The 26,532-nt window shown below is 67.0% G+C and carries 20 protein-coding genes; 11 read left to right on the plus strand and 9 right to left on the minus strand.

Annotation, left to right across the window (positions count from 1 at the left end):
• The first annotated feature begins 13 nt into the window (after nt 1-13).
• Together AC5QAB_RS19450 and AC5QAB_RS19455 are read left to right on the plus strand one after the other, a co-directional pair.
• A complete protein-coding gene (locus tag AC5QAB_RS19450; RefSeq protein WP_219634426.1) occupies nt 14-820 on the plus strand; it encodes a pseudouridine synthase in 807 nt (268 codons plus the stop codon).
• An 85-nt stretch (nt 821-905) separates the two neighbouring features.
• Nucleotides 906-1,241, plus strand: coding sequence for a hypothetical protein (locus tag AC5QAB_RS19455; RefSeq protein ID WP_005415439.1), 336 nt, complete (start codon nt 906-908; stop codon nt 1,239-1,241).
• Nucleotides 1,242-1,402: 161 nt separating this feature from the next.
• Here the strand turns inward: AC5QAB_RS19455 and kbl are convergent, their stop codons facing one another.
• The gene (gene kbl, locus AC5QAB_RS19460; RefSeq protein ID WP_495233574.1) at nt 1,403-2,611 is read right to left on the minus strand and encodes a glycine C-acetyltransferase; all 1,209 of its coding nucleotides are present in this window, start codon (nt 2,609-2,611) and stop codon (nt 1,403-1,405) included.
• Between the two features lie 198 nt (nt 2,612-2,809).
• Between kbl and AC5QAB_RS19465 the strand changes: the two genes are divergently transcribed.
• A complete protein-coding gene (locus AC5QAB_RS19465; RefSeq protein WP_005412357.1) occupies nt 2,810-3,505 on the plus strand; it encodes a TorF family putative porin in 696 nt (231 codons plus the stop codon).
• Nucleotides 3,506-3,637: 132 nt separating this feature from the next.
• On the opposite strand, the gene tdh is transcribed toward AC5QAB_RS19465, so the two are convergent.
• Nucleotides 3,638-4,660 (minus strand): L-threonine 3-dehydrogenase, encoded by a 1,023-nt coding sequence (gene tdh / locus AC5QAB_RS19470; protein WP_032955954.1) that lies wholly within the window; start codon nt 4,658-4,660, stop codon nt 3,638-3,640.
• A 478-nt stretch (nt 4,661-5,138) separates the two neighbouring features.
• On the opposite strand from tdh, the gene AC5QAB_RS19475 reads away from it, so the two are divergent.
• The 7 genes from AC5QAB_RS19475 to AC5QAB_RS19505 all read left to right on the plus strand — a co-directional run bounded on the left by AC5QAB_RS19475 (nt 5,139) and on the right by AC5QAB_RS19505 (nt 13,728).
• A complete protein-coding gene (locus AC5QAB_RS19475) occupies nt 5,139-7,304 on the plus strand; it encodes a S46 family peptidase (RefSeq protein WP_046429104.1) in 2,166 nt (721 codons plus the stop codon).
• Between the two features lie 200 nt (nt 7,305-7,504).
• A complete protein-coding gene (locus AC5QAB_RS19480; protein WP_049440278.1) occupies nt 7,505-8,149 on the plus strand; it encodes a histidine phosphatase family protein in 645 nt (214 codons plus the stop codon).
• A gap of 41 nt (nt 8,150-8,190) precedes the next feature.
• Nucleotides 8,191-9,462, plus strand: a complete 1,272-nt coding sequence (folC, locus tag AC5QAB_RS19485) for a bifunctional tetrahydrofolate synthase/dihydrofolate synthase (RefSeq protein ID WP_495233575.1) — start codon at nt 8,191-8,193, stop codon at nt 9,460-9,462.
• 80 nt (nt 9,463-9,542) lie between these two features.
• Nucleotides 9,543-10,571 carry an SPOR domain-containing protein gene (locus AC5QAB_RS19490; protein ID WP_478426384.1) on the plus strand — a complete coding sequence of 343 codons (1,029 nt, stop codon included), beginning with the start codon at nt 9,543-9,545 and terminating at the stop codon, nt 10,569-10,571.
• 46 nt (nt 10,572-10,617) lie between these two features.
• A complete protein-coding gene (locus AC5QAB_RS19495; protein ID WP_014036126.1) occupies nt 10,618-11,397 on the plus strand; it encodes a CvpA family protein in 780 nt (259 codons plus the stop codon).
• 30 nt (nt 11,398-11,427) lie between these two features.
• A complete protein-coding gene (gene purF, locus AC5QAB_RS19500; protein WP_005408246.1) occupies nt 11,428-12,894 on the plus strand; it encodes an amidophosphoribosyltransferase in 1,467 nt (488 codons plus the stop codon).
• 9 nt (nt 12,895-12,903) lie between these two features.
• Entirely contained in the window at nt 12,904-13,728 is an 825-nt protein-coding gene (locus AC5QAB_RS19505; RefSeq protein WP_126411770.1) for a ferritin-like domain-containing protein, read from the plus strand.
• Nucleotides 13,729-13,795: 67 nt separating this feature from the next.
• Here the strand turns inward: AC5QAB_RS19505 and AC5QAB_RS19510 are convergent, their stop codons facing one another.
• A complete protein-coding gene (locus AC5QAB_RS19510; protein WP_197561690.1) occupies nt 13,796-15,253 on the minus strand; it encodes a DUF2235 domain-containing protein in 1,458 nt (485 codons plus the stop codon).
• A 225-nt stretch (nt 15,254-15,478) separates the two neighbouring features.
• Here AC5QAB_RS19510 and AC5QAB_RS19515 point away from each other — a divergent pair, with 225 nt between their 5' ends.
• Nucleotides 15,479-16,732 carry a M12 family metallo-peptidase gene (locus AC5QAB_RS19515; protein WP_197561691.1) on the plus strand — a complete coding sequence of 418 codons (1,254 nt, stop codon included), beginning with the start codon at nt 15,479-15,481 and terminating at the stop codon, nt 16,730-16,732.
• A gap of 91 nt (nt 16,733-16,823) precedes the next feature.
• Here the strand turns inward: AC5QAB_RS19515 and lpxH are convergent, their stop codons facing one another.
• From lpxH to ppk1, 6 genes are all read right to left on the minus strand, one after another.
• On the minus strand, nt 16,824-17,570 hold the full coding sequence (gene lpxH / locus AC5QAB_RS19520) for a UDP-2,3-diacylglucosamine diphosphatase (RefSeq protein ID WP_032955937.1): 747 nt from the start codon (nt 17,568-17,570) through the stop codon (nt 16,824-16,826).
• Between the two features lie 93 nt (nt 17,571-17,663).
• The gene (locus AC5QAB_RS19525; RefSeq protein ID WP_100449389.1) at nt 17,664-18,203 is read right to left on the minus strand and encodes a phosphatase PAP2 family protein; all 540 of its coding nucleotides are present in this window, start codon (nt 18,201-18,203) and stop codon (nt 17,664-17,666) included.
• Nucleotides 18,184-19,329 (minus strand): glycosyltransferase, encoded by a 1,146-nt coding sequence (locus AC5QAB_RS19530; protein ID WP_197561977.1) that lies wholly within the window; start codon nt 19,327-19,329, stop codon nt 18,184-18,186. The genes AC5QAB_RS19525 and AC5QAB_RS19530 overlap by 20 nt, the downstream gene beginning before the upstream one ends.
• 169 nt (nt 19,330-19,498) lie before the next feature.
• A complete protein-coding gene (locus AC5QAB_RS19535) occupies nt 19,499-22,423 on the minus strand; it encodes a TonB-dependent receptor domain-containing protein (protein ID WP_032955931.1) in 2,925 nt (974 codons plus the stop codon).
• Nucleotides 22,424-22,740: 317 nt separating this feature from the next.
• Entirely contained in the window at nt 22,741-24,267 is a 1,527-nt protein-coding gene (ppx, locus tag AC5QAB_RS19540) for an exopolyphosphatase (protein ID WP_032955928.1), read from the minus strand.
• Between the two features lie 175 nt (nt 24,268-24,442).
• Nucleotides 24,443-26,530 carry a polyphosphate kinase 1 gene (gene ppk1 / locus AC5QAB_RS19545; protein WP_032955925.1) on the minus strand — a complete coding sequence of 696 codons (2,088 nt, stop codon included), beginning with the start codon at nt 26,528-26,530 and terminating at the stop codon, nt 24,443-24,445.
• Nucleotides 26,531-26,532 lie beyond the last annotated feature (2 nt).

Here is a 26,532-nt window from a genome sequence, read left to right on the forward strand (position 1 = left end):
GGGGAGCAGAGGCTTGCGCACGCGCCGCCCACCTGCTGCCCCCGCTGCCCGCTCCCACGCACCGCGTGGGCGTGCGGTTCCGGATGTCTCCAATGGCGTGCGCCATGGCCTGGCGCGCGTGCTGTCCAAGGCCGGCGTGTGCTCACGCAGCGAGGCCGCGCGCTGGATTGCCGAGGGCCGCGTGCGCGTGTCCGGCCGCATCATCCGTGATCCCGAGTTCCCGATTGCCAGTCCGCACCCGCCGATCGAAGTCGATGGCCGGCCGATGGATGCGCCGCAGCGCCTGTACCTGATGCTCAACAAGCCGCGCGGCGTGGTGACCACGGCGCAGGACGAGCGTGGTCGCGACACGGTGTATCGCTGCTTCGATGGTGCCGGCCTGCCGTGGATCGCGCCGGTCGGGCGCCTGGACAAGGCCAGCGAAGGGCTGTTGTTGTTCAGCAATGATCCGCAGTGGGCGGCGCGCCTGACCGATCCGGAGACCGGCCCACAGAAGACCTATCACGTGCAGGTGGATCGTCTTCCCGATGAGGACACCCTGGCCGCGCTGCGCGCCGGTGTCGAGGACGAGGGCGAGTTCCTCGTCGCCCAGGCCGTGCGCGTACTGCGCAGTGGCGACAAGACCGCATGGCTGGAGGTGGTCCTCGACGAGGGACGCAACCGCCATATCCGCCGCCTGTTGGCGGCCTTCGACCTGCAGGTGCTGCGCCTGGTCCGGGTCGCGATCGGTGGGCTGCTGCTCGGCGATCTCGGCAAGGGGCAATGGCGGGTGCTGGAGGTCAGCGACCAGCAGCGGCTGGGGGCCGCTGCACCGGGCTGATCATCGCCCGCGGCCGGCAGTTGCCGGCCACCGTTCCAGGCGTAGGGGGCGCCTGGTTGCTGAATTTTCCGAACGGAGCCTGCCCATGTACCACCCGACCCTCAACCAAACCCTGCGCTGCGCAGGCCTGCTGCTGCCGATGGTGCTGCTGGCCGCCTGTGGCGGCCACAAGAAGGTGGCCAAGGCGGAAACGCCTGCCGAGACCCCGGTGGTGGAAGTGAAGACCCCGGAGCTGGATGGTCGCGGCAGTTACCGCTTCCTGATGAGCAACGGCGACAAGAAGATGACCGCCGATGAGTTCGATGCCTGGATGAAGGCCAACGGCATCCGCGTTGCCAAGGGCAACGGCCAGGACGCCGCCGCCAAGCCGGTAGTGGTGGCCAGCAAGGAAGAGCCGAAGGGCAAGAAGAAAAAGAAGTGACGCCTGGCGGTGCCGACCCTGGCCGGCACGCCCTCAGGCCACGGCGGGTGCCGACCGTGGTCGGCAGCCATCCAGCCCGGTAGGTGCCGACCTTGGTCGGCACGCTTTGACCAGCGGGGTCAGGGCCTTTTCCGCAGGAAAGGGATCCGACCCCGGCATGATCAGCCCTTGACCACGCCCAGTTCGACACCAATGCGGGTGAACGCATCGATCGCGCGATCCAGGTGCTCGCGGCTGTGCGCGGCGCTGATCTGGGTCCGGATGCGGGCCTGGCCCTTGGGCACCACCGGGAAGAAGAAGCCGATCGCGTAGATGCCTTCTTCCAGCAGGCGCTCGGCGAATTTCTGCGCCAACGGTGCGTCATACAGCATTACCGGGTTGATCGGATGCACGCCCGGCTTCACGTCGAAACCGGCGGCGGTCATCTTCTCGCGGAAGTAGGCGGTGTTCTCGGCCAGCGTGCTGCGAAGGTCGTCAGCGGCAGCCAGCATTTCGAACGCCTTGATGCCGGCGGCCACCACATGCGGCGGCAGCGAGTTGGAGAACAGGTACGGGCGCGAGCGCTGGCGCAGCAGTTCGATCACCTCGGCGCTGGCGCAGGTGAAGCCGCCCAGTGCGCCGCCCATGGCCTTGCCCAGAGTGCCGGTGATGATGTCGATCTTCTCCAGCACGCCCTTGACCTCGGCCGAACCACGGCCGGTAGCGCCAAGGAAGCCGGTGGCGTGGCATTCGTCGATGTGTACCAGCGCGTTGTACTTCTTCGCCAGCGCGGTGATCTCGTCCAGCGGCGCGATGAAGCCGTCCATCGAGAATACGCCATCGGTGGTGATCAGCTTGGTCTTGCAGCCTGCGGCATCGGCGGCCTGCAGCTGCGCTTCCAGATCGGCCATGTCGCAGTTGGCGTAGCGGAAGCGCTTGGCCTTGCACAGGCGCACGCCGTCGATGATCGAAGCATGGTTCAGCGCGTCGGAAATGATCGCGTCGTTCTCGCCGAGCAGCGGCTCGAACAGGCCACCGTTGGCATCGAAGCAGGCCGCGTACAGGATGGTGTCCTGCTTGCCGAAGAAATCGGCGATCTGCTTCTCCAGCTGCTTGTGCAGGTCCTGGGTGCCGCAGATGAAGCGCACCGAGGCCATGCCGAAGCCGTGGGTATCCAGCGCATCCTTGGCGGCCTGGATCAGGTCCGGATGGTCGGCCAGGCCCAGGTAGTTGTTGGCACAGAAGTTCAGCACCTTGCGGCCATCCTCGAGGGTGATCTCGGCCGACTGCGGGCTGGTGATGATCCGCTCGGACTTGAACAGGCCCTGGGCGCGGATGGCGTCCAGTTCCTCGGCGTAGTGGCGGGTCAGGGCGGAGGAGGCGTCGGTCATGGCGTGGGCACGGCTCTGAACGGGGAAACCGTTGATTCTACCGGGCTACGACGGCCTTCGACCGGGCCGGGCAGGGCACCGCCACGGGTGGCACATGTTGCATCGCAATAGCAAACGGGTTAAAAATTCGTGAACTGCGCCTGTCTGGCGCCGGTTGCCCGCTCCCCCTTCCCGCCCCCGCCACCCTCGGAGACGCCCATGAAGCACGCCCGTGCCTGCCTCGCCATTGCCGCTGCCCTGACCCTGGCCGCCCCGTTCGCCGCCAGCGCCCAGGAAAACGAATCGCCGTACAGCTGGAACGTCACCGCTGTTTCCGATTACCTGTTCCGTGGTGTGTCGCAGACCGACGAGGATCCGACCCTGCAGGCCGGTTTCACCTACACCAGCCCGGTTGGCCTGTACGCAGGCGTGTGGGGCTCGGGCGTGGATTTTGGTGCGGGTGACCCGAAGACCGAGGTCGACTACCTGATCGGCTACGGCGTGGACGTCACCGAGCGCGTCAACTTCGACGTGCTGCTGAACCGCTACACCTACCTGAAGTCCAGCCACCAGAACTACAACGAGCTGATCACCACCACCACGCTGGATGACACCTACAAGCTGACGGTGGCCTACACCAACGATGTCTGGAACAGCAGCACCGATGGCTGGTACTTCGGCCTGGGCGGCAGCTGGGGCCTGCCGAAGGACTTCACCCTGAATGCCAACGTCGGTCGCAGCACCTTCGAGGACGGCATCGCCAAGGACTACACCGACTGGAACGTCGGCGTCGCGCGCCAGTTCGGCCTGTTCAACGTCGGCCTGGGCTACTACGGCACCGACGGCAACGGCCGTGACAATTCCGGCAAGCTGGCCCACAGCCGGGTGATGCTGAGCGTCGCCGTCGGCAAGTAACGCCGAAGGCGTTACGGGTAGTGCCGGCCGCTGGCCGGCAACACCAAAGAAAAAGGCGCCCATCGGGCGCCTTTTTCAATTTCAAGGTGTGCCGAGCAAGCTCGGCACCCACCCATCGCGCACGGCGAAGGGTCAATTCCAGCTCAAAACAACCTTGCCGGCCTTGCCTTCTTCCATCAGGTCGAAGCCCTTCTGGAACTCGTCGATCGGCAGCTGGTGGGTCATCACCTTGCCGAGCGGGAAGCCGGACAGCACCAGCTGGGTCATCTTGTACCAGGTCTCGTACATCTTGCGGCCGTAGATGCCCTGCACGGTCAGGCCCTTGAAGATGATCTTGTCCCAGTCGCAGCCGGCGCCCTTGGGCATGATGCCGAGCATGGCGATCTTGCCGCCGTGGTACATGCAGTCGAGCATGTCGTTGAACGCGCGCGGGTTGCCGCTCATTTCCAGGCCCACGTCGAAGCCCTCCATGTGCAGCTCCTTCATCACGTCCTTCAGCGACTGGTTGGCGACGTTGACCACGCGGGTGGCGCCCATGTCGGCGGCCAGCTTCAGGCGGAAGTCGTTGACGTCGGTCACCACCACGTTGCGCGCACCGATGTGCTTGCAGATGCCGGCGGCGATGATGCCGATCGGACCGGCGCCGGTGATCAGCACGTCTTCGCCGATCACGTCGAATTCCAGCGCGCAGTGTGCGGCATTGCCGTACGGGTCGAAGAACGCGGCCAGTTCCGACGGGATCTGGTCCGGAATCGGCCACAGGTTGCTGGCCGGCATCACCATGTATTCGGCGAAGGCGCCGTTGACGTTGACGCCGATGCCGACGGTGTTCGGGCACAGGTGCGGGCGGCCGCCACGGCAGTTGCGGCAATGGCCACAGACGATGTGACCTTCGGCCGAGACGCGCTGGCCGATCTCATAGCCGGTCACCGCCGAGCCGAGCGCGGCAATGCGGCCGACGAACTCATGGCCGATGGTCAGGCCCGGCTTGATGGTGCGCTGGCTCCACTCGTCCCACAGGTAGATGTGCAGGTCGGTGCCGCAGATCGCGGTCTTTTCCAGCTTGATCAGGACCTCGTTCGGGCCCGGGGTCGGAACCGGAACTTCTTCCAGCCAGATGCCCTTGGCCGCTTCGCGCTTGACCAGGGCCTTCATCGTTTGCTGCGCCATCGGGGTGGAACTCATCAGGGGGAAAGCGCGGATTATAGGGTGCCGCGCGGATTTCCCATGTTGCGCTGCGGGTGCAATGGCGGAACGAAAGGCGTGCGCCGACGGGCGTTTCGAACGTGCTGCAAACAGCAGCGCCTCCTTGATTCCTGGGGAGGGCGCGCGGTCACCCTGGCCGGGACACGCAAAAGCCCATCCATGGTGCTCGACGGCGCCTTGCTCGTGCGCGCTATCCTGCGCACACGGCAAGACCGGGGTTGGGCGTCCTGCCCAACCCGCCAGTCGCATGCGCCCGGCCCATGGCGCCAACGGTCCCGGCCAGGGTGACCACGCCCCCTCTGGACGATTCCATGTGCGCGGCCGATGTGCGCATGGCAGAGCAAGAAGTAGGCCCATGACTTCCGGGGTTCGGGCCGGGGCAGGGCGGCGGGCTACAATCGAGGGTTCCACTACCAGGGGCTGCTCCATGCGCTCGAACCTGCTTGCATTCTCCATCGTCGCCAGCCTCGGGCTGGCCCAGGTCGCCCATGCCGCTGAAGGCATGTGGGTGCCGCAGCAGCTGCCGGAAATCGCCGGTCCGTTGCAGAAGGCCGGCCTGAAGCTGTCCCCGGAGCAGCTGTCCAACCTCACCGGCGACCCGATGGGCGCGGTCGTCGCCCTCGGCGGCTGCACCGCCAGCTTCGTGTCGCCGCAGGGCCTGGTGGTCACCAACCACCACTGCGCCTACGGTGCGATCCAGCTGAATTCGACCGCCGAGAAGAACCTGATCAAGGACGGCTTCAACGCGCCGAAGCACAGCGATGAACTGAGCGCCGGCCCGAACGCCCGCGTCTACGTGCTCGACCAGATCACCGACGTCACCGCCCAGGCCAAGGCCGCCATTGCCGCCGCCGGCAACGACCCGCTGGCCCGCAGCCGTGCGCTGGACGCCTTCGACAAGGCCCAGGTCGCCGCGTGTGAAGCCGAGGACGGCTTCCGCTGCCGCCTGTACACCTTCTCCGGCGGCAACACCTACCGACTGTTCCGCAACATGGAAATCAAGGACGTGCGCCTGGTCTACGCGCCCCCGGGCAGCGTCGGCAAGTACGGCGGCGACGTCGACAACTGGATGTGGCCGCGCCACACCGGCGACTTCTCGTTCTACCGCGCCTACGTCGGCAAGGACGGCAAGCCGGCCGCATTCTCGGCCGACAACGTGCCGTACCAGCCCAAGCACTTCCTGAAGTTCACCGACCAGCCGCTGGGCGCCGGTGACTTCGTGATGGTGGCAGGCTATCCGGGCCGCACCAACCGCTACGCGCTGGCCGGTGAGTTCAACGAAACCGCCAGCTGGACCTACCCGACCATCGCCAGGCACTACAACGCAGTGTTGAAGATGATCGATGAGGCGGGCAAGGCCGACGCCGACGTCAAGGTGAAGTACGCCGCCACCGCGGCCAGCATGAACAACGTGGCCAAGAACTACGCCGGCCAGCTGGAAGGCTTCAAGCGCATCGACGCTGCTGGCCAGAAGCAGGCTGAAGAAGCCGCCGTGCTGGCCTGGCTGAAGAAGCAGGGCGCCGCCGGCAAGCCGGCCTTGGCAGCGCACGCGCAGCTGGTCAAGCACCTGGATACCAGCAAGGCGACCCGCGAGCGCGATCTGTTCGTCGGCCAGTTCAACAACACCTCGGCGGTCAACGCCGCCATCGGCCTGTACCGCCTGTCGATCGAGCGCACCAAGCCGGACGCCGAGCGCGAGGTCGGCTACCAGCAGCGCGACCTGCCGACCCTGGAAGGCGGCCTGAAGCAGATGGATCGCCGCTATGTGGCGAAGATGGACCAGCAGCTGCAGACCTACTGGCTGGACCAGTACGTCGCCCTGCCGGCCGCGCAGCGCAACAACGACGTGCTGAACACCTGGCTGGGCGGCAGCGATGCCAGCGCGGTCAAGGCACTGGTGAGCAAGCTGTCGGGCACTGAGCTGGGCAGCCTGGATGCACGCCTGAAGTGGTTCAAGGCCGACCGCGCCGCGTTCGAAGCCAGCACCGATCCGGCCATCCAGTACGCGGTGGCGATCATGCCGTCGCTGCTGAAGCAGGAAGAGCAGAAGAAGATCCGCGAAGGCGAGTCGCTGACCGCACGTCCGCTGTACCTGCAGGCACTGGCTGACTACAAGAAGAGCCAGGGCGAGTTCGTGTACCCGGATGCCAACCTGTCGCTGCGCATCACTTTCGGCAACGTGATGGGCTATGAGCCCAGGGACGGCGTGGCCTACACCCCGTTCACCACGCTGGAGGGCATCGTCGCCAAGGACACCGGCGTCGATCCGTTCGATGCGCCCAAGGCCCTGCTCGACGCGGTCAAGGCCAAGCGCTACGGCGGCCTGGAAGACAAGCGCGTGGGCTCGGTGCCGGTGAACTTCCTGTCCAACCTGGACATCACCGGTGGCAACTCGGGTTCGCCGGTGCTGGACGCCAACGGCAAGCTGGTCGGCCTGGCCTTCGACGGCAACTGGGAATCGGTCAGCTCCAACTGGGTGTTCGACCCGGTGATGACCCGCATGATCGCGGTCGACAGCCGCTACATGCAGTGGATCATGCAGGAAGTGGCGCCGGCGCCGGCGCTGCTGAAGGAACTGAACCTGGCGAAATAAACCCGTTGCGGTAGTGCCGGCCGCTGGCCGGCAACCCCGACCAGATAGCCGGAGTTTCCAAAACCCCGCGATCCACGTCGCGGGGTTTTTTCATGCCCGGCACGGCCCGGTGCGCCGAACGGGTATCATCCCTGTTCCGCGTACTTCACAGGATGTGAACGAAACGCGGAAACCTCCTCCCCCCAGGACCCCTTGCACGCATGCGCATCCTGCTTGCCCGCCACGGCGAAACGCCGTGGAACGCCGAAGGCCGCTACCAGGGCCAGATCGACATCCCGCTTTCGCCGATCGGTGAAGCCCAGGCCCAGGCCCTGGGCGCCCGCCTGGCCTCGGTGGACATCACCCGTGCCGTCGCCTCGCCGCTGTCGCGCGCGCAGCGCACCGCGCAGCTGGCACTCGGTGCCGCCCGTGCCGACATGTTGCTGACCGAGCCGGAGCTGCAGGAAATCGCCCACGGCGAGTGGGAAGGCCTGCTGGCCAGCGAAATCAACGAAAAGGACCCGTCGCGCCTGAAGGCGTGGCGCGAGGAGCCGGACACCGTGCTGATGCCCGGCGGTGAATCGCTGCGCCTGGTGCTGGAGCGCAGTTGGCGGGGCCTGGCCCGCGCCACCGAAGGCCTCGGCGAGCACGACACCCTGCTGGTGGTCGCCCATGACGCGGTCAACCGCGTGATCCTGTGCAGGGTGCTGGGCCTGCCGATCTCCCGCCTGTGGACCTTCCGCCAGGCGCCGACCACGCTCAACCTGCTCGAAGGCGCCGACCTGGACAGCCTGGAAGTGGTGCGCCTGAACGACTGTGCCCACCACACGCCGTTCTTTGGCGAAGCCAAGCACCGCGCACTCTGATCCATCCCCTCGCATCAACTGCTTCTGCTGGAACCGCTGCCGTGACGAACACCCCGACCACCCTGGCCGACTGGCTGGACTACATTGAACGCCAGCACCCGGCGACCATCGACATGGGCCTGGAGCGCGTGCGCGCCGTGGCCACGGCGATGGGCCTGGGGGCGCCGGCCCAGCGCACCATCGTGGTCGGTGGCACCAACGGCAAGGGCTCCACCGTGGCCTTCATCGAAGCCATCGCGCGTGCTGCCGGCTGGAAGGTCGGCGCGTACACCTCGCCGCACCTGCTGCGCTACAACGAGCGCGTGCGCATCGACGGCCACGATGTGGAGGATGCGGCGCTGGCCGCCGCCTTCAACACCATCGAGGCCGCGCGTGGCGATATCACGCTGACCTATTTCGAGTACGGCACGCTGGCCGCGCTGCAGCTGTTCGCCGACGCCGGGCTGGACCTGGCGGTGCTGGAAGTGGGCCTGGGCGGTCGCCTGGATGCGGTCAACATCGTCGACGCTGACGTGGCGGTGATCACCACCGTGGACATCGACCATGCCGAATGGCTGGGCGGGGACCGCGAAGCGATCGGCACCGAGAAGGCCGGCATCATCCGTGGCTGGAAGCCGGTGATCCTGGGCGAGACCGACCCGCCGTCGAGCGTGCTCGCACGTGCCTACCTGGTCGGCGCCAACGCGATCCGCGGCGGCAGCGATTATTTCTACGAACCAATCGATGCCCAGCGCTGGCGCTGGCGCGATGTCGGCCTGCGCATGGAACTGCCGACCCCGGCGATGGCCGGCCCGATCCAGCTGGCCAACGCGGGTGCCGCCATCGCTGCGCTGCGCGCGCTGGACAAGCCGGTGCCGCGTGCGGCGTGGGCTGCTGGTGTCGCGGCGGCGCGCATCTCTGGCCGCCTGCAGGCGTTCGAGCGTGACGGCGTGCAGGTCCGTGTCGATGTCGGGCACAACCCGCAGGCGGCGGGCCAGCTGGCGCGCGCGCTGAAGGCCGAAGCGTCGGCCGGGCGCACCCTGGCGGTGTACGCCGCGCTGCAGGACAAGGACGCGGCGGGCGTTGTGCAGGCGCTGCAGGACGTGGTCGGCGAGTGGACCCTGGCCGGACTGGACGGCCCGCGCGGGCAGAGTGCTGCCCAGTTGCAGGCCCGCCTGGCCGGTACGGCGGCGGCCAAGGCCCAGCGCGCTGATACCGTCGAGCAGGCGCTGGCACAGGTACTGGCCCAGGCCGGGCGCGGTGACCGCGTGCTGGTGTTCGGTTCCTTCCATACCGCCGCTGCCGCGCTGCAATGGTTGCAGGGCGCCGCCTGATCCGCGTTCAGCCAATGCCGACGCCGTCCGGTCCGGCACCCGTATAATCGACCGCAACCTCCGGACAGTTGCCGCCTCACGTGGATACGCCTCTGAAACAGCGTCTGATTGGTGCCATCGTGCTGGTGGCGCTGGCCGTGATTTTCCTGCCGATGCTGGTCAAGGGACCGGCGCCGGACAGCGGTGTGGCCTCGGTGCCGATCGCCGCGCCGGACGCACCGGCCGATGGCCAGTTCGAAACCCGTGAGCTGCCGCTGGTTGCTCCGGCCGGTGGAGCCACCGGCCTGCAGACCGGGCAGGCCAAGCCGCTGCAGGAGACGGCCGCGCCGGCTACGCCGCCGACCGTGGACACGTCTCCGGCGGTTGCCGCCGGCAACTTCGCCGTCACGTTTGGCGCCTACGGCAGCAAGGCCGACGCCGATGCGGTGATCGCCTACCTGCAGCGCTCGCAGCTGCCAGGCTTCGCCGAAACCACCACCATCAGCGGGCGCCAGGCGTGGCGTGTGCGTGTCGGGCCGTATGCCGACCGTGCCCAGGCCGAAGCCGCGCGCCTGCAGGCGGTCAAGATCCGCGCCGATGTGAAGGCAGAAGTCATCACCCTGGATGCGGCGGCAGGCAGCAGTGCGACGGTTGCCGCCACGCCGGCGCCGACCACCAGCACCCCGGCCGCGGCCACCACACCGTCGGCCACCAGCAACCCGGTGCGCAGCGAAAGCCTGCTGCCAAGCACGCCGACGGCGACCACCAAACCAGAGCCGCCCAAGCCGGCACCGAAGCCCGAGGCTCCGAAGCCGGACGCCAAGCCCGAGCCGAAGCCGGAGGCCGCCGCCAACAAGCCGGCGCCTGCCACGCCGACAGCACCGGCAGCCAGTGGCGTCGGCTTCGCCGTGCAGTTGGGCGCGTTCGGCCAGGCCAACGATGCCAACGCGCTGCGCGACAAGGTCCGCGCCGCCGGCTTCAGTGCTTTCGTCGAGCAGGTACGCACTGAAAAGGGCACGCTGCATCGCGTCCGCGTCGGACCGGTGGCCAACCGCGCTGACGCCGAGCAGCTGAAGGCGCAGGTCGCCGCCAAGGTCGGCGTGGCCGGCATGGTCCGACCGCACCCATGATCCACGCGCAGGCCCGTTGCCAGCGCCGCCGAAGGAGCGGGGCGCCATGATCGACGTGGTGCTGCTGATCGTGATCGCCGCCTCGACCCTGCTCGGGATGCTGCGTGGCTTTGTTGGAATCGTCATCGGCACGCTGTCGTGGCTGCTGGCCGCGTGGGCGGCCTTCGCCTTCGGCAACGATGCGGCACGCTGGTGGGCGGCCCCGGCCGCACCCGGCGGCGAGCATTTCGTTGGCGGCTACCTGGGCGTGGGCATTGGCGTGATGATCGTGGTCGCGGTGATCGGCATGGTCATCAAGGCGATGATCCATCGCAGCATGCTGACCAGCCTGGACCGGTTGCTGGGCGGCGTGCTGGGCGCCGTGCGTGGCGGCCTGATCGCGGCGATCCTGGTGCTGCTGGCCGGCTTCACCCCGCTGACCGCCGAACCCTCCTGGAAGCGCTCGGCGGTCCGCCCGGTGCTGAACCCGGCCGTGGCCTGGATGAACGGGAAGCTGCCGCACTGGCAGGTGCCCGGCGCCGATCTGCTGCCCAAGACCTTGCCGACCGACATGCTGTCCCCATCTGCATTGATGGAGCTGGGGAAGAGCGCAGGCGCCGATCTGGGAAAGCCGGGCGCGGCAGGCGATAATGGCATCCTCAACCAGGTAGTGGCGGGCAGCGGATGGCTGCGGCCCGCGAAAGCGGAACAGGGCGACGCATACGATCCGGCCGAAGTGCGCCCGGACGCCCCAGCACTGCCAGACAGTATCGAGCCGGGCGATCCGGCCAATGTCGACCGCAGGCGCGGCGACCACCGCGGCCAGGTACGGCCACCTTCCTTGTAACTGGGCACAGCCCAGCGGAGACTTCGCACCATGTGTGGCATCGTCGGAATCGTCGGCAACCAGAACGTCGCCGGGCAGTTGTATGACGGCTTGACCGTTCTCCAGCATCGCGGCCAGGATGCCGCGGGCATCGCCACGGCCAATGGCAGCCGCCTGCGGGTGCAGAAGGCCACCGGCCTGGTCCGCGATGTGTTCGATGCACGCACCATGTCCACCCTGGAAGGCAGCGTCGGCATCGCCCATGTGCGCTACCCGACGGCCGGCTCGGAAGGCATGGACGAGGCGCAGCCGTTCTACGTCAACTCGCCGTACGGCATCGCGCTGGCCCACAACGGCAACCTGATCAACACCGAGGCGCTGCGCCAGCAGGTGTTCGAGCAGGACCGCCGCAACGTCAACACCGATTCGGACAGCGAAGTGCTGTTGAACGTGTTCGCCTATGAGCTGGAACAGCAGCGCCAGCTGAGCCCGGAAGCCGCGATCCGCGCGGTGGCTGGCGTGCACCGCCGCTGCAAGGGCGGCTATGCGGTGGTCAGCGTGGTGCTGGGCCTGGGCCTGGTGGCCTTCCGCGACCCGCACGGCATCCGTCCGCTGGTGCTGGGCAAGCGCAGCCATGCCGAGGGCGACGAGTACATCGTGGCCTCCGAGTCGGCCGCGCTGGACGTGCTGGGCTTCCAGCGCGTGCGCGATGTGCAGCCGGGCGAAGCCCTGGTGATCACCGCCCGCGGCGAGCTGTTCTCGGAAATCTGCGCCGAGCCGGCCGAGCACACCCCGTGCATCTTCGAGTACGTGTACTTCGCGCGTCCGGACTCGATGATCGACAACGTCTCGGTGCACAAGGCGCGCATGCGCATGGGCATCAAGCTGGGCGAGAAGATCCTGCGCCTGCGCCCGGACCACGATATCGACACCATCATCCCGATCCCGGATACCTCGCGTGATGCCGCGCTGGAGATCTCCAACGTGCTCGGGGTGAAGTACCGCGAAGGCTTCATCAAGAACCGCTACATCGGCCGCACCTTCATCATGCCGGGCCAGGGCGAACGCGTGAAGTCGGTGCGCCGCAAGCTCAACCCGATCCACCTGGAGTTCCGCAATCGCGTGGTGCTGCTGGTGGACGACTCGATCGTGCGTGGCACCACCAGCCAGCAGATCGTGCAGATGGCCCGTGATGCGGGCGCGCGCAAGGTCTACCTGGCCAGCGCGGCACCGCCGGTGCGCTACCCGAACATCTACGGCATCGACATGCCGGCGGCCGAAGAGCTGGTCGCGCACAACCGCACCGTGGAAGAGATCGAGGCCCACCTGGGCTGCGACTGGCTGATCTACCAGGACCTGGAGGACATGGAAGCGGCGGTGAGCGAGGGCAACCCGGCGCTGCGCAACTTCGATTCGTCCTGCTTCAACGGCCACTACCCGACGGGTATCGAGCCGGGCTACTTCGAGCGCATCCAGCAGCTGCGTTCGGACGACGCCAAGCACAAGCGCCGCGCCTGAGGTCCAGGCGTGGTCGATGTACCCGACGTTGGTGGCGACCTGCTGCGCGCAGCGCAGCAGTGCCTGGCCGAAGCCGACCCGCTGCGCAAGGTCGCGTTGACCCAGGCGTATGCCGCCGCGTTCCGTGCCGGCCGCCTGAAGGTGGCTGCCGATGCGCCGCCGCCGGAACCGATCCGCATGCCTGGCCGGCCGGCACGGCTGGTGCTGGTGCATCCGCGCGAAGTGCCCCGGCGCGGGCTGGGCGGCGTGGAAGGACGCGCCGCCTTCATCCACGCCATCGCCCACATCGAACTCAACGCGATCGACCTGGCCTGGGATGCGGTGTACCGATTCCGCGGCCTGCCGCCAGCGTTCCATGCCGACTGGGTCAGTTGTGCCGACGACGAATCGCGGCACTTCATGCTGCTGCGCGAGCGCCTGCAGGCGCATGGCCACGACTACGCCGATTTCCCCGCGCACAACGGCCTGTGGGAAATGTGCGAAAAGACCGCGCATGACGGCCTGGCGCGCATGGCCCTGGTACCGCGCGTGCTGGAAGCGCGCGGCCTGGACGTGACACCGGGCATGATCGAGAAGCTGCGCAATGTCGGTGATGGTGAAACCGCCGACGTACTGGAAGTGATCCTGCGCGAGGAAGTGGCGCACGTTGCCGCCGGTTCGCGCTGGTACCGCTGGTACTGCGATCGCGCCGGCGTCGAGCCGCGTGCGCGCTTCAAGGCGCTGCTGGTGGAATACGCCGGCGGCTACCTGCACGGGCCGTTCAACATCGAAGCGCGCCTGCTGGCCGGCTTCGACGCCGACGAGCTCGCCAACCTGGTCGAACAGGCCGGTTGAACAAAAGGGGACGGAGGGGATTAAGTCGTTTGTGGCACAAACGACTTAATCCCCTCCGTCCCCTTTTTCATGCGTTGGGCAGCACCACGCGCTTGCCATCCACGGTGGGCCGGTTGATGTAGAACAGGCCGGGACCGGGCCGGTAGGGCAGTTCGCTGACGCCGGCATCGGCGGCATAGGTCAGGGCGGTGTCGCCCAGCGCGTCGAAATTCCAGTGCGCCGACTGCATCAGGTAGCGTCGGCGCAGCAGCGCCTCCTGGGTCTGGGTCAACGCCTGCCCTGCCACCAGCCGCCGTGCGATCGGTTGCAGGGCCGACGGCAGTTCCCAGCCGGGAATCTCGGCAGCGCTGGCGCGCCAGGTCACGCCGGCATCGATGGCATGCTGCTGCATCACCTGCAGCGCGATCAACTGGTAGCGCCAGTCGATGCGCCGCCGCAGTACCACGGCGGCAGTCACGTACAGCACCGGGGACAGCAGCACGCTGCGGCTGCCGGCGCGGCGCTGCTGCTGCCACTGGTGCCAGACATCCACCCACACTTCCTTTTCGTCCACGCCCAGCTGCTGCCGCCAGCGCTCGGCATCGGCCTGCGTTTCAGCGTAAGCCGTGGTGGCCTGCAGCATCGCCAGCGGGGGAATCTGGTAGTCGGCAACGGCGGGGCGGCGCAGCTGCTGGCGACGTGGGCGGCTGAGCAGCTTGGGGCCTTCCTCCAGCTGGTTGTAGCCTCCGCCGATGTTGGCGTGCACGCCGGGCAAAGCGATCTCGGTGAACGGCGGTGCCACCGTGGTCAGCGGATAGTGCTGGCGATGCTCGTCGCGCGCGGTCAACTGCACCACGCGCGCAGCGATGCCACTGGACAGGGCAAGCTGCGGTTGTTCGTCGGCGCGGCCACCGCTGACCGCAGCCACGGTATCGAACAGGCCCATGAATCGCAGCACCGGAAGGGCAGGGGCGAAGTCCGGCGTACAGACCAGGCCGGACGACTGCAGCAGTTGCCGCCAACGCGTGGTATCCCAGCCCTGCAGCTGGTTGGCGATATCACGTGCGGCGGCAGCGCCTCGAGAGAACCCGAACAGATCCAGCTGCACGCGACGCAGCGGTTGCCGCCAACGCGTGGACAGTTCTGCAAGCGCAGCCGGCAGCACCACCTGCAGCGCGCGCTGCACCTTTGCGCGGACGCCGCTGGCGCCGATACCGAACGCCAGTCCGATCAGGTCGTCGTCGGCGTCATCGCGGGTACCGACACCTTCCACGTAGATCGACAGCGAAGGCGTGGCCATCGCATCGCGGCGGCTGTCCGGGTACAGCTGCTGCAGGCGTGCGATGTTGGTCAGGCCGTTGTCGTAGCTGCTGGTCAGCCGGCTCTGGTAGGTCGAATCATCATCCGCACGCAGCTGCGCCGGGCGCGGTCGCGGCTGCTGTGGTCGACCACGCGCGAGGTTGTGCGCGTTGTTGCGGGTGCCATCGAAGAACAGGCCGATCCGCAGCAAGCCGACATCTTCGTCCGTGCCCTGCGATGGTGCCATGTGCATTCCCCGTCGTGGCTGCGTCACGGTAGCGCGAAAGTGGTGTGTTGGCGAAGTGTAGTGACGCTTTTGACCTGACTGAACGCAGATGCGGTCGATCACAAATCCTGACTTTCACTCCACTCGCCTATTGAATTCACACGAGCCGCGCAGGCCATATGGCCAAACCCGGCAAACCGGGTCGTGCTGCATCAACGCTGTTCACATCATTCAAGGAGCGACGCAATGTTGTCCAGATCGATTGGCAAAGCGGCAGGTGGCCTGGTGTTGGGTTTGTCGGTGGCGGCGGCCGCGCATGCGGCACCGTTGTTCGAGCCGGTGACGGTCATCAGCCGCGCATCGGCAAACAGTGAGCCCGCGCTGGGCAAGCTGCTGGCCACCCCGTCCACCGCGACGGTACAGGAAGTGCGCGTTGATGCAGCCGCGACTGCACAGCCGCAGCTGGAATTCGAACTGCTCGGCCAGCGCGTGCAGGCCGTGCGCAGCAAGGTGGAAGCGCTGCCCGATGGCGGCAGCATCTGGTATGGCCAGTTCCGTTCGCCCTCGGACAAGCTGACCGCGGCCACCTCCAACGGCCAGGACGACCCCGGCAATTCGCTGATCCTGGTGCGCTCGGGCGATACCATCACCGGCTCGATCCGCAAGGATGGAAAGCTGTACCGCCTGCGCCCGCTGGGCAACCGCCACGTGCTTGTGGAAGTGGACGAGTCGCGGATGCCGGCCGACCATCCGGCCGATTACAACCAGCTGCCGAAGATCCCGATGGGCAACAACGATCGCCTCGGCATCGCGCAGGCGTCGTCCGGCACGCCGGCCACCATCCGCGTGCTGGTGGTGGCGACCAATGCCGCCGTCGCCGCCTATGGCGGCAACATGCAGTCACTGGTGCAGCTGGCCGTGGCCGAATCGAACCAGGGCTATGTCAACAGCAACGTCGGCATCACCATGGAACTGGCCCGCTACGAAACCACCAGTTACACCGAATCGGGCAGCTTCGATACAGACCTGGCGCGTTTCCGTGGCACCAGCGATGGCTACATGGACAGCATCCACACCAGCCGGAATACCTACACGGCTGATGTGGGCGTGCTGCTGATCAACAACACCGCCTACTGCGGCCTGGCCTCGGGCATCGGCTCGACGGCGTCGACCGCGTTCGCGGCCGTGTACTGGGATTGCGCGACCGGCTATTACTCGTTCGCGCACGAGATCGGCCATCTGCAGAGTGCGCGGCATGACATCGCCACCGACTCGAGCACCTCGCCCTATGCCTATGGCCACGGCTACCGCTACGAGCCGGCCACCGGCACCGGCTGGCGCACGATCATGGCCTACAACTGCACCCGCAGCTGCCCGCGCCTGAACTACTGGTCCAACCCCAACATCAGCTACAACGGCATCCCGATGGGCAACGCCAGCACCGCCGACAACCAGCGCGTGCTGGTCAACACCAAGGGCACCATCGCGGCCTTCCGCTGACACTGTCCAGGCGCCGACCAAGGCCGGCGTCTACCCGGGCGCATGCACCTGCTCTGGTAGATGCCAACCTTGGTTGGCACCTTGCGATCCGTTATTCGCGCGCGAGCGTATCCAGCGTCCAGCCGCTGGCATCCACGCGCAGCACCGAACCCTGTTCGTACCAGTCACCCAGCACGATGCGGGTGCGCTCGCGACCACCGGCCTGCAGCGTGTGGATCGCCGGCCGATGGGTATGGCCATGGATCATGGTGTCCACGCCATGGCGCACGAAGGTGGCATCGACTTCGGCCGGGGCCACGTCGGTCACCGACTCGAACTGCGCACGATCGTCCTGCTTCATCTCGGACTGGCGCGCCTGGCTGGCTTCGCGCGCCTTCTGCGCGAACGCGATGCGTGCGGCCAGCGGCTGCGACAGGAACTGCGCCTGGAATACCGGGTCGCGCGTCTGTGCACGGAACTGCTGGTAGGGAATGTCATCGGTGCACAGCAGGTCACCGTGCTGCAGCAGCACCGCGCGGCCGTACAGTTCGATCATGCACGGGTCGGGCAGGATGCGCAGGCCGGCACGGCGCGCGTAGTCCTCACCGAGCAGGAAGTCGCGGTTGCCGCGGATGAAGTACACCGGCACGCCGCTGTCGGACAGCACCTTCAACGCATCGGCCACCGTGTCGGCGGCGGGCGAGGGCGTGTCGTCGCCGATCCAGGCCTCGAACAGGTCGCCGAGGATGTACAGCGCATCGGCGCCGGGCGCCTGCTCGCGCAGGAAGCGCAGGAACAGGTCGGTGATCTCCGGACGGCTGGGGTCCAGGTGCAGGTCTGAAATGAACAGCGTGGTCATGCCCGCATTCTAGGCCATCAATGATGATGGTGGCGCCGCCGGTATTGTGGGGGTCAGATCTCTTTTCCGAAGGAAAAGGATCTGACCCCGGGGCTATACCGGCAGCGGCAGCCAGGTCAGGCTGGCCGAAGCCAGCAGGACGGCGATGCCCGTGGCGGCAAGCACGTCGGAGGGATAGTGCAGGCCGAGCACCACCCGTGACAGTGCGACGCCGAGGGTGAACGGCACCAGCAGCGGCGCCAGCCACGGGTAGTAGGCCAGTGCCACGATGGTGAACGACACCGCATGCAGGGTGTGTCCGGAGGGGAAACTGAACTCGTCCAGCGGCGCCACCCAGGCGCGGATGCGCAGGTCGGCCGCGTAGGGCCGCGGGCGCCGGGTCCAGCGCTTGAGGACCTTGTACAGCAGCAGCGCGGCCAGGCCCGTGGCGGCCATGTGCACCGAGGCGCGCAGGCCGTCGAAGCCGTCCAGCACCACCAGCGCGGCCATCAGTACGTACCAGAACACGCCATCGCCGAGCCGGCTGATGACCGCGAACAGGCGACGCACGCGGCGCCGCCGGCAGTAGTGGTTTGCGCGCCGGCACCAGCGTGCTTCGCGCCCGGCCAGCAGCTCAAGCGGCGTAGTGCGCATGGCCGTTCCTCCGCGACTGTGCCAGTTCGGCCAGCAGTGCATCGAACTCGGCCACCACCTGTTGTGGATGCAGGCGCTTCATCGCCCGTGCGGCATTGCCGCCCAGTTCGCGGCGCTGCGTGTCATCGGCGGCCAGTCGCACGGCGGCATCGATGAACTGATCGTCGCTGTCCACGGCTGCGCCGTTCTCGCCATTGCGCAGGTACTCGCGCGCGGCGCCGTAGTCGAAGGCCACGGTGGCCACACCGCTGGCCATGCTTTCCAGGGTCACGTTGCCGAACGTCTCGCTGCGGCTGGGGAACAGGAACAGATCGCCGCTGGCGAAGTGCCGGGCCAGCGCATCGCCGCGCTGGATGCCACAGAAGATGAAGTCGGGGTTTTCATGTGCCAGCTTCTCGCGGGCCGGGCCATCACCGACCCACACGAAGCGTGCCTTGGGCCGGATCTGCTGCAGCCGGCGGAATGCCTTCACTGCCAGGCCGAGGTTCTTTTCGGCAGCGATGCGGCCGACATAGATCGCCACCAGGCCGTTGCCATCCACGCCCCATTCCTCGCGCAGCGCGGGATCGCGCCGTCCCGGATCGAACTGCTGGCTGTCCACCGCGCGGGCCAGCAGGCGCACGCGCTCGAAGCCCTGTTCGCCGAGGAACTGCTGCAGCTCGCGGGTCGGCACCAGGGTGGCATCGGCCTGGTTGTGGAAACGGCGCATCCAGCGCATGGCTGCGGCCTGAAGCCACGCCACGCCGTAGTCGGGCAGGTACTCGTCGAAGCGGGTGTGGAAGCCGCTGGCGACCGGAATGCCGAGGCGGCGCGCAGTGCGCAGTGCCGACCAGCCGAGCGGACCTTCGGTGGCGATGTAGACCGCATCCGGGCGTTGTTTCTGCCAATGGCGGCCCAGCCGGATCGGTGCCGGCAGTCCGAAACGCAGGCCGGGGTAGCGGGGCAGGGCGGCGCCGGGAACCAGCAAGGTGCCGGGTGCCGAATCCAGCGCTTCGCTGGACTGGCGGGGGCGGACCAGGTCGATCTCGTGCCCGGCTGCGCGCAGACCTTGTTCCAGCCCCTGCACGGTGAGGGCGACGCCGTTCACTTCCGGTGGATAGGTCTCGGTGACGATGGCATAGCGCATGGCGGGCCTCCGGGTTTCCGGCATGCTCGGGCCTGGCGATGTAGCCGACATGACCGCTTTGCGACCATCAGATGACGGTGGCGCCGGCCAGCGCCTGGGCGCGGCGGCCAATAAAAAACCACGGCCCCGAAGGGCCGTGGTCGTCATGCTTCCGTCACAGCGCGATGGATCAGAAGCGCTGCTGGTACTTCATGTAGATGAAGCGGCCGATATCGTAACCACCGTAGTACGAGAAGGCCGAGTTCGGCTTGCTGTACATGACCGGGCCGGTCTTCTCGAACACGTTGTTGGCACCGACCGACACGGTGGCGTCCCACGGCAGCGAGTAACGCACCTGCACGTCGTGGAAGGTGACCGCGCCGCGCTCGTTGTAGTTGCGTGCGCCCTTGTACCACGGTGCGTACACACCCGGATCCGAGCACTCGTCCGGGTACAGCGCGATGTTCGAGCAGGTTTCCTTCACGCCCGAATAGTAACGCGCGGTCCAGCTCGCGCCGAAGTTGCCCCGCTCGTAGCCCAGCACCAGGTTGGAACGGACGCGGAAAGCGCTGCCGATGCCGTTGGTGACGATCGGGACGATCGAGCTGTCGTTGGAGGTGCGGTAGGTCGCACTGGACACGTAGGTGGTGGCCGAGTTCACGTTGAACTTGCCGAACCGGGTGTCCAGACGGTAGCTCACGTCCAGATCGTAGCCTTCGGTTTCCATGAAGCCCGCGTTGCGGTTGCCGAACTTCAGGTTGGTCACGATGCCGGTCACCGGGTCACGCTGGAAGCGCGAGCAGCGCGCGTCGATACCCGATTCGTAGCAGTCCTGCAGGATCTGGGTCGGCGTGTCGGCGATGATCGTGTTGTCGATGCGGATCTTCCACCAGTCCAGCGAGGCGTTGAAGCCCTGGATGAAGCTCGGGCTCCAGACCAGGCCCAGCGTCTTGCTGGTCGAGGTTTCCGGCGTCAGCAGCGGGTTCGACCCGGAGGTGAACGGCACCGGGGTCGCGTCCGTCGACGTGTTCACCGGGGTGCCACCCTGGCGCAGCTGGCGGAAGGTATTCGCATTGGCGATGTCGCGTGCGCAACGTGCACGGACTTCCGCGCTGGAGGCCGAGGAACCGAAGCGGGTGTCGCACGGATCGCTGAACTGCGCGAAGGTCTCCGAACCACCACCGAACAGGTCGCTGATGGTCGGTGCACGGAAGCCCTCGGCCCAGGTGCCACGCACCATCAGCGAGTCGATCGGCTTCCACTTGAAGCCGAACTTGCTGTTGAGCGTGTTGCCGAAGGTGTTGTAGTCCGAGAAGCGGGTTGCGCCATTAAAGGTCAGTTCCTTCGCGCCCGGCAGGTCGGCCAGCACCGGAACGTTCACTTCCAGGTAGGCCTCGTTGACGGTGTAGTCACCGCCGGTCGGGCCCGCGGCCAGGTTGGTGGTCGCGCCGGTCTGGGCCAGGGCATCCGGGGTGTACTTGCCTTCTTCCTTGCGGCTTTCCACGCCGAACGCGAAGCCCAGGTCGCCAGCCGGCAGGGTCACGATGCTGCCAGCGATGTTGGCAAAGAAGTTCTTGGAGGTGGTACGGCCCTTGGTGATCTCTTCCGGGAACAGCCACGCCTGCAGTTCTTCGTTGCCGTACAGGCCATCGGCAGCCGTCGTGCCGTACGGCACCAGCGGGTTCCACGGCTTGCACACGTCATAGGAGATCGGCGCGGCAGCGGTGCCGCACTGCACCTTGCCGGTGGCGGCGTTGTAGAACGACGGGCCGACGCCGCCGGCGACGCGACCCTTGTGCAGGTTGCCGGTCGCCACCGATTCCAGTTCATTGCGGTTGTACTGGTAACCCACTTCCCAGTCGAAGTAGCGGCTGCCGATCTCGAACGAACCGTCGAACGACGCCACCGCGCGGTAGGTCTTCAGCTCGCTGGTGGTCACGCGCGGCACTTCCCAGGTGCGGCGGTTCCATGCCACGGCGGTCGGGGTGGCATACCCGTGCTGGCGGCCGAACGGATTGAAGTAGCTGTTGATCGACATCGAGCCGACACCGGCGGTGCTCGACTGCAGCGGATAGCCCGCGATCTGGCGGGTGGACTCACGCTGGTTGTAGCCCAGCTCGGTGCGGAAGTTGACGTTGTCGGTGATCTTGAACCGGCCGTCGAAATAGACCGAGTCGCGCTTGACCGGATACATCACGTGCATCTGGTCGTTGGCGTTGCTCACGTCACCGGTGAACGGCGTGCTATCGGTGAGGTGGTAATTGGCCGGGTTGGTGGGATCCGCGCCGCGGTTGAGGGAATAGCCGCAGCCCGCAGTGGCGGTACAGCCCGGGCCGCGCAGACCGGTGAACTGGCCGTACTGGCTGATCGTGGTCCAGTTGCTGCTGTCGTACGGATGGCGATCGGTCATGCCGTACTTGCTGAAGCCGCGATCGCGCGCCCACACGCCCTTCTCTTCGGCATGCTCGGCGGACAAGGTCAACGACACGCGATCGTTGCTCCAGCCGGCGACCACGTCGAAGCGGTCACGTGCGCCGTCGCCCTGGCTGTACTGGCCGTGATAGACGTTGGCGGTCACACCGGTGACATTGGAGCGGGTGATGATGTTCACCACGCCGGCCATGGCGTCGGAGCCATAGATCGCAGAGGCGCCGTCCTTCAGCACCTCGATGCGCTCCACGGCGGACACCGGCAGCGTGGAGATGTCCTGGTAGCCGGACGTGCTGATGCCCATGCGCTTGCCGTTGACCAGCACCAGCGTGCGCTGGGTGCCCAGGTTGCGCATGTCGATGTAGGTGCCACCCGCGTTTTCACCCGCGGTCAGCGCATTGGCGCGGCTGATGGTCGGGCTGCCCATCGCGGTGACGTTCTGCAGGATGTCGGCAACCGAGCTGAAGCCCTGCTTTTCGATGTCGTTGCGGCTGATCGCGAACACCGGCTGGGCGGTTTCCACGTCCACCTGGCGGATGCGCGAGCCGGTGATCTCGATGCGGTCGAGGTTGGTGGGCGTTGCGTTGCTGCCGTCCTGGGCAAACGCGGGCAGGGCGGCCAACGTTGCGGTGGTAGCCAGGGCATAGCGGATGGCCTGCCCCAGTGCGGTGGTGCGTGAAGTCATGGCGAGCTCTCTCTCTCAGGTCGTGCACAAGACGCCAAAGTGGGCGTCGAAGGAGCCAGCTGGGTTGATGACCGAGCCGGTGACCCGATAGTAGTCTCGTTAGTTAATGCTCTGTAAAGAGTTCGTATCGATTTATGTCACGGGACACCCCCATCCTTCACAAAAAGTGAACAAAAGCAGGCGCTTACGTGAGAGGTGCGATACGCGATACGGTGCCGTCGTGATGCGAAGCAGCACAAAAAACCGCCAGACTGCGCAAAGTGGGGGTGCGAAGTGCGTCACTCCTGCTGTCCTGTGGACAACAGGCGACGGCGTATTCAGGCTACGAACGGACGGAACTGGATGCCCAGCCCGGCGATCCCGTCGGTCTCGCCGATCAGGTCGGCGCGCAGCAGCGGACGGGCATCGATGAATGCCTGCGGCACGATCAGCGACAGCCGGTTGTCGTCGGCGGTCAGCTCCAGCGCCGGCAGCGGGTCGTCCTCATGCGCGCGGTTGAGCAGCACCGCCAGCCGCAGCAGGGCCGCCAACCGGCGCGCGGTCAGCAGCAGTCGCTCGGGCAGGGCGTCGAAGGCGGTCTTGGTCACGCTGCGGCGATGGCTGCGCACCAGCGCGGCCAGCATCTGCTGTTCCTGGCGGGAGAAGCCGGCGATGTCCGAGTGCTCCAGCACGTAGCTGCCATGCACGTGGTAGCCGCTGTGGGCAATCATCAGGCCCAGTTCGTGCAGGCGTGCGGCCCAGCCGAGCATGCGCGCATCATCGGCATCGAGCTTCCAGCGTTCCTGCACCTGCTCCAGCAGTGACAGAGCGGTGTCCTGCACGCGGTCGGCCTGTACCGTATCGATACCGTAGCGCTGGCTGAGCGCGGCCACCGATTCATCGCGCAGGTCGTTCTCGCCGGCACGGCCGACGATGTCGTAGAGGATGCCCTCGCGCATCGCGGCCTTGCTGACCAGCAGCTTCTGCAGGCCAAGTGCCTGGAACGCCGCTTCCAGCACCAGGATGCCGCCGGCGATGATCGGGCGGCGGTCGCTGGACAGGCCCGGCAACTGGATGTCGTCGATCTTTTTGGCCTTCAGCAGCTCATCGCGCAGTTGCGGCAGGGCCTCGGCGGTGATCGCGCCCTTGCTCAGCTTCATCGTCGCGCAGATCTCGCTGATCGCCTTGTGCGTGCCCGAAGAACCCAGCGCCTCCTGCCAGCCCAGCGCGCGGTACTTGCTGGCGAAGGGCTGGAACTCGCGGCCGATCTCGGCCAGCGCGTCCTTCCAGCGCTTCTTGCTGAGCTTGCCGCCGGGGAAGAAGCGCCGGGTGCTGGCGATGCAACCGGCCTGCAGGCTTTCGCGCTCCAGGGTCTGCATGCCCATGCCGATGATGAATTCAGTGGAGCCGCCACCGATGTCGATCACCAGCCGGCGCTGGCCGGGCTTGGGGGGTTGCGCGTGGGCCACGCCCAGGTAGATCAGGCGGGCTTCTTCGCGGCCGCTGACCACTTCGATGGCGTGTCCCAGTGCAGTTTCGGCCGGGACCAGGAACGACTGGGGAGAACGCAGCTGGCGCACCGTGTTGGTGGCCAGCGCGCGCACCCGATGCGGCGGCACATTGCGGATGCGCTGGCCGAAACGGGCCAGGCACTCCAGCGCGCGCTGCCGTGCGGCGGAAGACAGTCCGCCTTTGCCATCCAGCCCGTCGGCCATGCGCACCGTCTCGCGCAGGCGGTCGATCACCCGCAGCTGGCCGAGCGTGTAGCGCGCGATGACCATGTGGAAACTGTTGGAGCCAAGGTCGATGGCGGCCAGCAGGTCGCCATCCTGCAATGCGGGCGGAGTCGTGGAGGTATGCGGCATGGGCGAATGTTATCCGAAGCGGCGGTGTGCTCGTCACCGCGCGGCCTTCACATTCTGGAAGGAGGCGTGCAGCAGGATTGCAAGGGGTCAGATCCCTTTCCCGCAGGAAAGGGATCTGACCCCGGGCGACCGCTGATCGAATCCCGACCAGCGGTCGGGATCCACCGGGGCAGGATTACAGCCCCTGCATCAATGCCATCTGCGCAGAATGCGGGGCTTCGTCGTGCGCCGGCGCACGCTTGTGGTAGACGCCGTCGGCGTCCAGTTCCCAGGCGTTGAGGTTGTCGTCCAGGTAGTTCTGCAGGACCTCGCGGTACACCCGCTTGGCCAGTTCCGGATCGAGGATCGGGAAGCAGGTCTCGACCCGGCGCAGCAGGTTGCGTTCCAGCCAGTCGGCGCTGGCGCAGTACATCTCCGGCGCGCCGTCGTTGCCGAACCAGTAGACGCGGCTGTGCTCCAGGAAGCGGCCGACGATCGAGCGCACGCGGATGTTGTCCGAGACACCCGGAACGCCCGGACGCAGGGTGCAGGCGCCACGGATGATCAGGTCGATCTGCACGCCGGCCTGCGACGCGGCGTACAGCGCGCGCACCACCTGCGGTTCGTTCAACGCGTTCATCTTGGCGATGATCCGCGCTGGGCGGCCGGCGGCGGCGATGCGCGTCTCGCGCTCGATACGGCCGAGGATGCCGGTGTGCAGGGTGAAGGGCGACTGCAGCAGGCGCTTGAGCTTCATCTTCGAGGCCAGCCCGGACAGCTGCTGGAACAACAGGTGCACGTCATTGCCGATGTCCGGATCGGCGGTGATCAGGCTGATGTCGGTGTACGCGCGGGCAGTGCCGCTGTGGTAGTTGCCGGTGCCCAGGTGCACGTAGCGGCGCAGCTTGCGGCCTTCGCGGCGCACGATCAGCAGCATCTTGGCGTGGGTCTTGTAGCCGACCACGCCGTACACCACCTGCACCCCGGCCTCCTGCAGGCGATCGGCCAGGCCCAGGTTGGCCTCTTCGTCGAAGCGCGCACGCAGTTCGACCACTACAGTCACGTCCTTGCCGTTGCGCGCGGCCTGGATCAGTGCGTCGACGATCAGCGAATCCTTGCCGGTGCGGTACAGCGTCTGCTTGATCGCCAGCACGTTGGGATCGATCGCCGCCTGCCGGATCAGGTCCAGCACCGCGGTGAAGGCATCGAACGGGTGGTGCAGCAGCAGGTCCTGGCGCGCCGTGGTCTCGAAGATGCCGTCGCTGTCGCGCAGCGTGCGCGGGGTCATCGGCGGGTACTTCAGGTCTGGCTGCGCGATCAGGTCGTACAGCTGGATGATGCGGTTGAGGTTGACCGGGCCGTCGATGCGGTACACCGCGTTCTCGGTCAGACCGAAATTCTGCAGCAGGGTGCGCACGATCTCGCGCGGCATGTCGTGGGCGATTTCCAGGCGCACCGCCGGCCGGTAGCCGCGGTCTACCAGTTCGTCGCGCAGCGCCAGCGCCAGGTTCTCCACTTCCTCCTCGTCCACCACCAGCTCGGAGTTGCGGGTGACACGGAACTGGTAGGCACCCTGGACTTCCATGCCCGGGAACAGCTCATCGACGAAGGTCGACAGCACCGAGGACAGGAACACGAAGTTCTGCGATCCGCCGAGCTTCTCCGGCAGCTGGATGATGCGCGGCAGCGAGCGCGGCGCACGCACGATCGCCAGGTGGCCGGCGCGGCCGAACGCATCGGTGCCCTTCAGCACCACCACGATGTTCAGCGACTTGTTGAGGATCTTCGGGAACGGGTGCACCGGGTCCAGGCCCAGCGGCGACAGCACCGGCATGATCTCGTTGCGGAAGTAGGCGCGCAGCCAGCGCCTCTGGCGGTCGGTCCAGGAATGGCGACCGAGCACGCCGATGCCGGCCTCCATCAGCGCCGGGCGCAGCGTCTCGTTCCAGCAGCGGTACTGCTGGTCCACCAGCTCCGCAGCGCGGTCATGGATGGCGTTGAGGATGGCCTGCGGGCTCATGCCGTCCGGCGCCGGCGGCAGGCCGAATTCCTGCGCGTGGCGCACGGCGGCGGCACGGATCTCGAAGAACTCGTCGAGGTTGGTGCAGGAGATGCACATGAAGCGCAGGCGCTCCAGCAGCGGCACCTGCGGGTCCATGGCCTGCGCCAGCACGCGGAAGTTGAAATCCAGCTGCGACAGCTCGCGGTTGATGTACAGCGACGGGTCGCGCAACGGATCGTTGTCCGGGCTCACGGGGAGGGGGAGGGATCCGAGGCTGCTCATGG

This window comes from Stenotrophomonas sp. YJH_SMC_127 (genome assembly GCF_059372445.1).

What these genes read in the sequence shown, in the direction of transcription:
- AC5QAB_RS19455 (WP_005415439.1), top strand. Translation starts at nt 906, where the DNA reads ATGTACCACCCGACCCTCAACCAAACCCTGCGCTGCGCAGGCCTGCTG.
- kbl (WP_495233574.1), bottom strand. Translation starts at nt 2,611, where the DNA reads ATGACCGACGCCTCCTCCGCCCTGACCCGCCACTACGCCGAGGAACTG.
- AC5QAB_RS19465 (WP_005412357.1), top strand. Translation starts at nt 2,810, where the DNA reads ATGAAGCACGCCCGTGCCTGCCTCGCCATTGCCGCTGCCCTGACCCTG.
- tdh (WP_032955954.1), bottom strand. Translation starts at nt 4,660, where the DNA reads ATGAAGGCCCTGGTCAAGCGCGAAGCGGCCAAGGGCATCTGGCTGGAA.
- AC5QAB_RS19475 (WP_046429104.1), top strand. Translation starts at nt 5,139, where the DNA reads ATGCGCTCGAACCTGCTTGCATTCTCCATCGTCGCCAGCCTCGGGCTG.
- AC5QAB_RS19480 (WP_049440278.1), top strand. Translation starts at nt 7,505, where the DNA reads ATGCGCATCCTGCTTGCCCGCCACGGCGAAACGCCGTGGAACGCCGAA.
- AC5QAB_RS19495 (WP_014036126.1), top strand. Translation starts at nt 10,618, where the DNA reads ATGATCGACGTGGTGCTGCTGATCGTGATCGCCGCCTCGACCCTGCTC.
- purF (WP_005408246.1), top strand. Translation starts at nt 11,428, where the DNA reads ATGTGTGGCATCGTCGGAATCGTCGGCAACCAGAACGTCGCCGGGCAG.
- AC5QAB_RS19510 (WP_197561690.1), bottom strand. Translation starts at nt 15,253, where the DNA reads ATGGCACCATCGCAGGGCACGGACGAAGATGTCGGCTTGCTGCGGATC.
- AC5QAB_RS19515 (WP_197561691.1), top strand. Translation starts at nt 15,479, where the DNA reads ATGTTGTCCAGATCGATTGGCAAAGCGGCAGGTGGCCTGGTGTTGGGT.
- lpxH (WP_032955937.1), bottom strand. Translation starts at nt 17,570, where the DNA reads ATGACCACGCTGTTCATTTCAGACCTGCACCTGGACCCCAGCCGTCCG.
- AC5QAB_RS19525 (WP_100449389.1), bottom strand. Translation starts at nt 18,203, where the DNA reads ATGCGCACTACGCCGCTTGAGCTGCTGGCCGGGCGCGAAGCACGCTGG.
- AC5QAB_RS19530 (WP_197561977.1), bottom strand. Translation starts at nt 19,329, where the DNA reads ATGCGCTATGCCATCGTCACCGAGACCTATCCACCGGAAGTGAACGGC.
- AC5QAB_RS19535 (WP_032955931.1), bottom strand. Translation starts at nt 22,423, where the DNA reads ATGACTTCACGCACCACCGCACTGGGGCAGGCCATCCGCTATGCCCTG.
- ppx (WP_032955928.1), bottom strand. Translation starts at nt 24,267, where the DNA reads ATGCCGCATACCTCCACGACTCCGCCCGCATTGCAGGATGGCGACCTG.
- ppk1 (WP_032955925.1), bottom strand. Translation starts at nt 26,530, where the DNA reads ATGAGCAGCCTCGGATCCCTCCCCCTCCCCGTGAGCCCGGACAACGAT.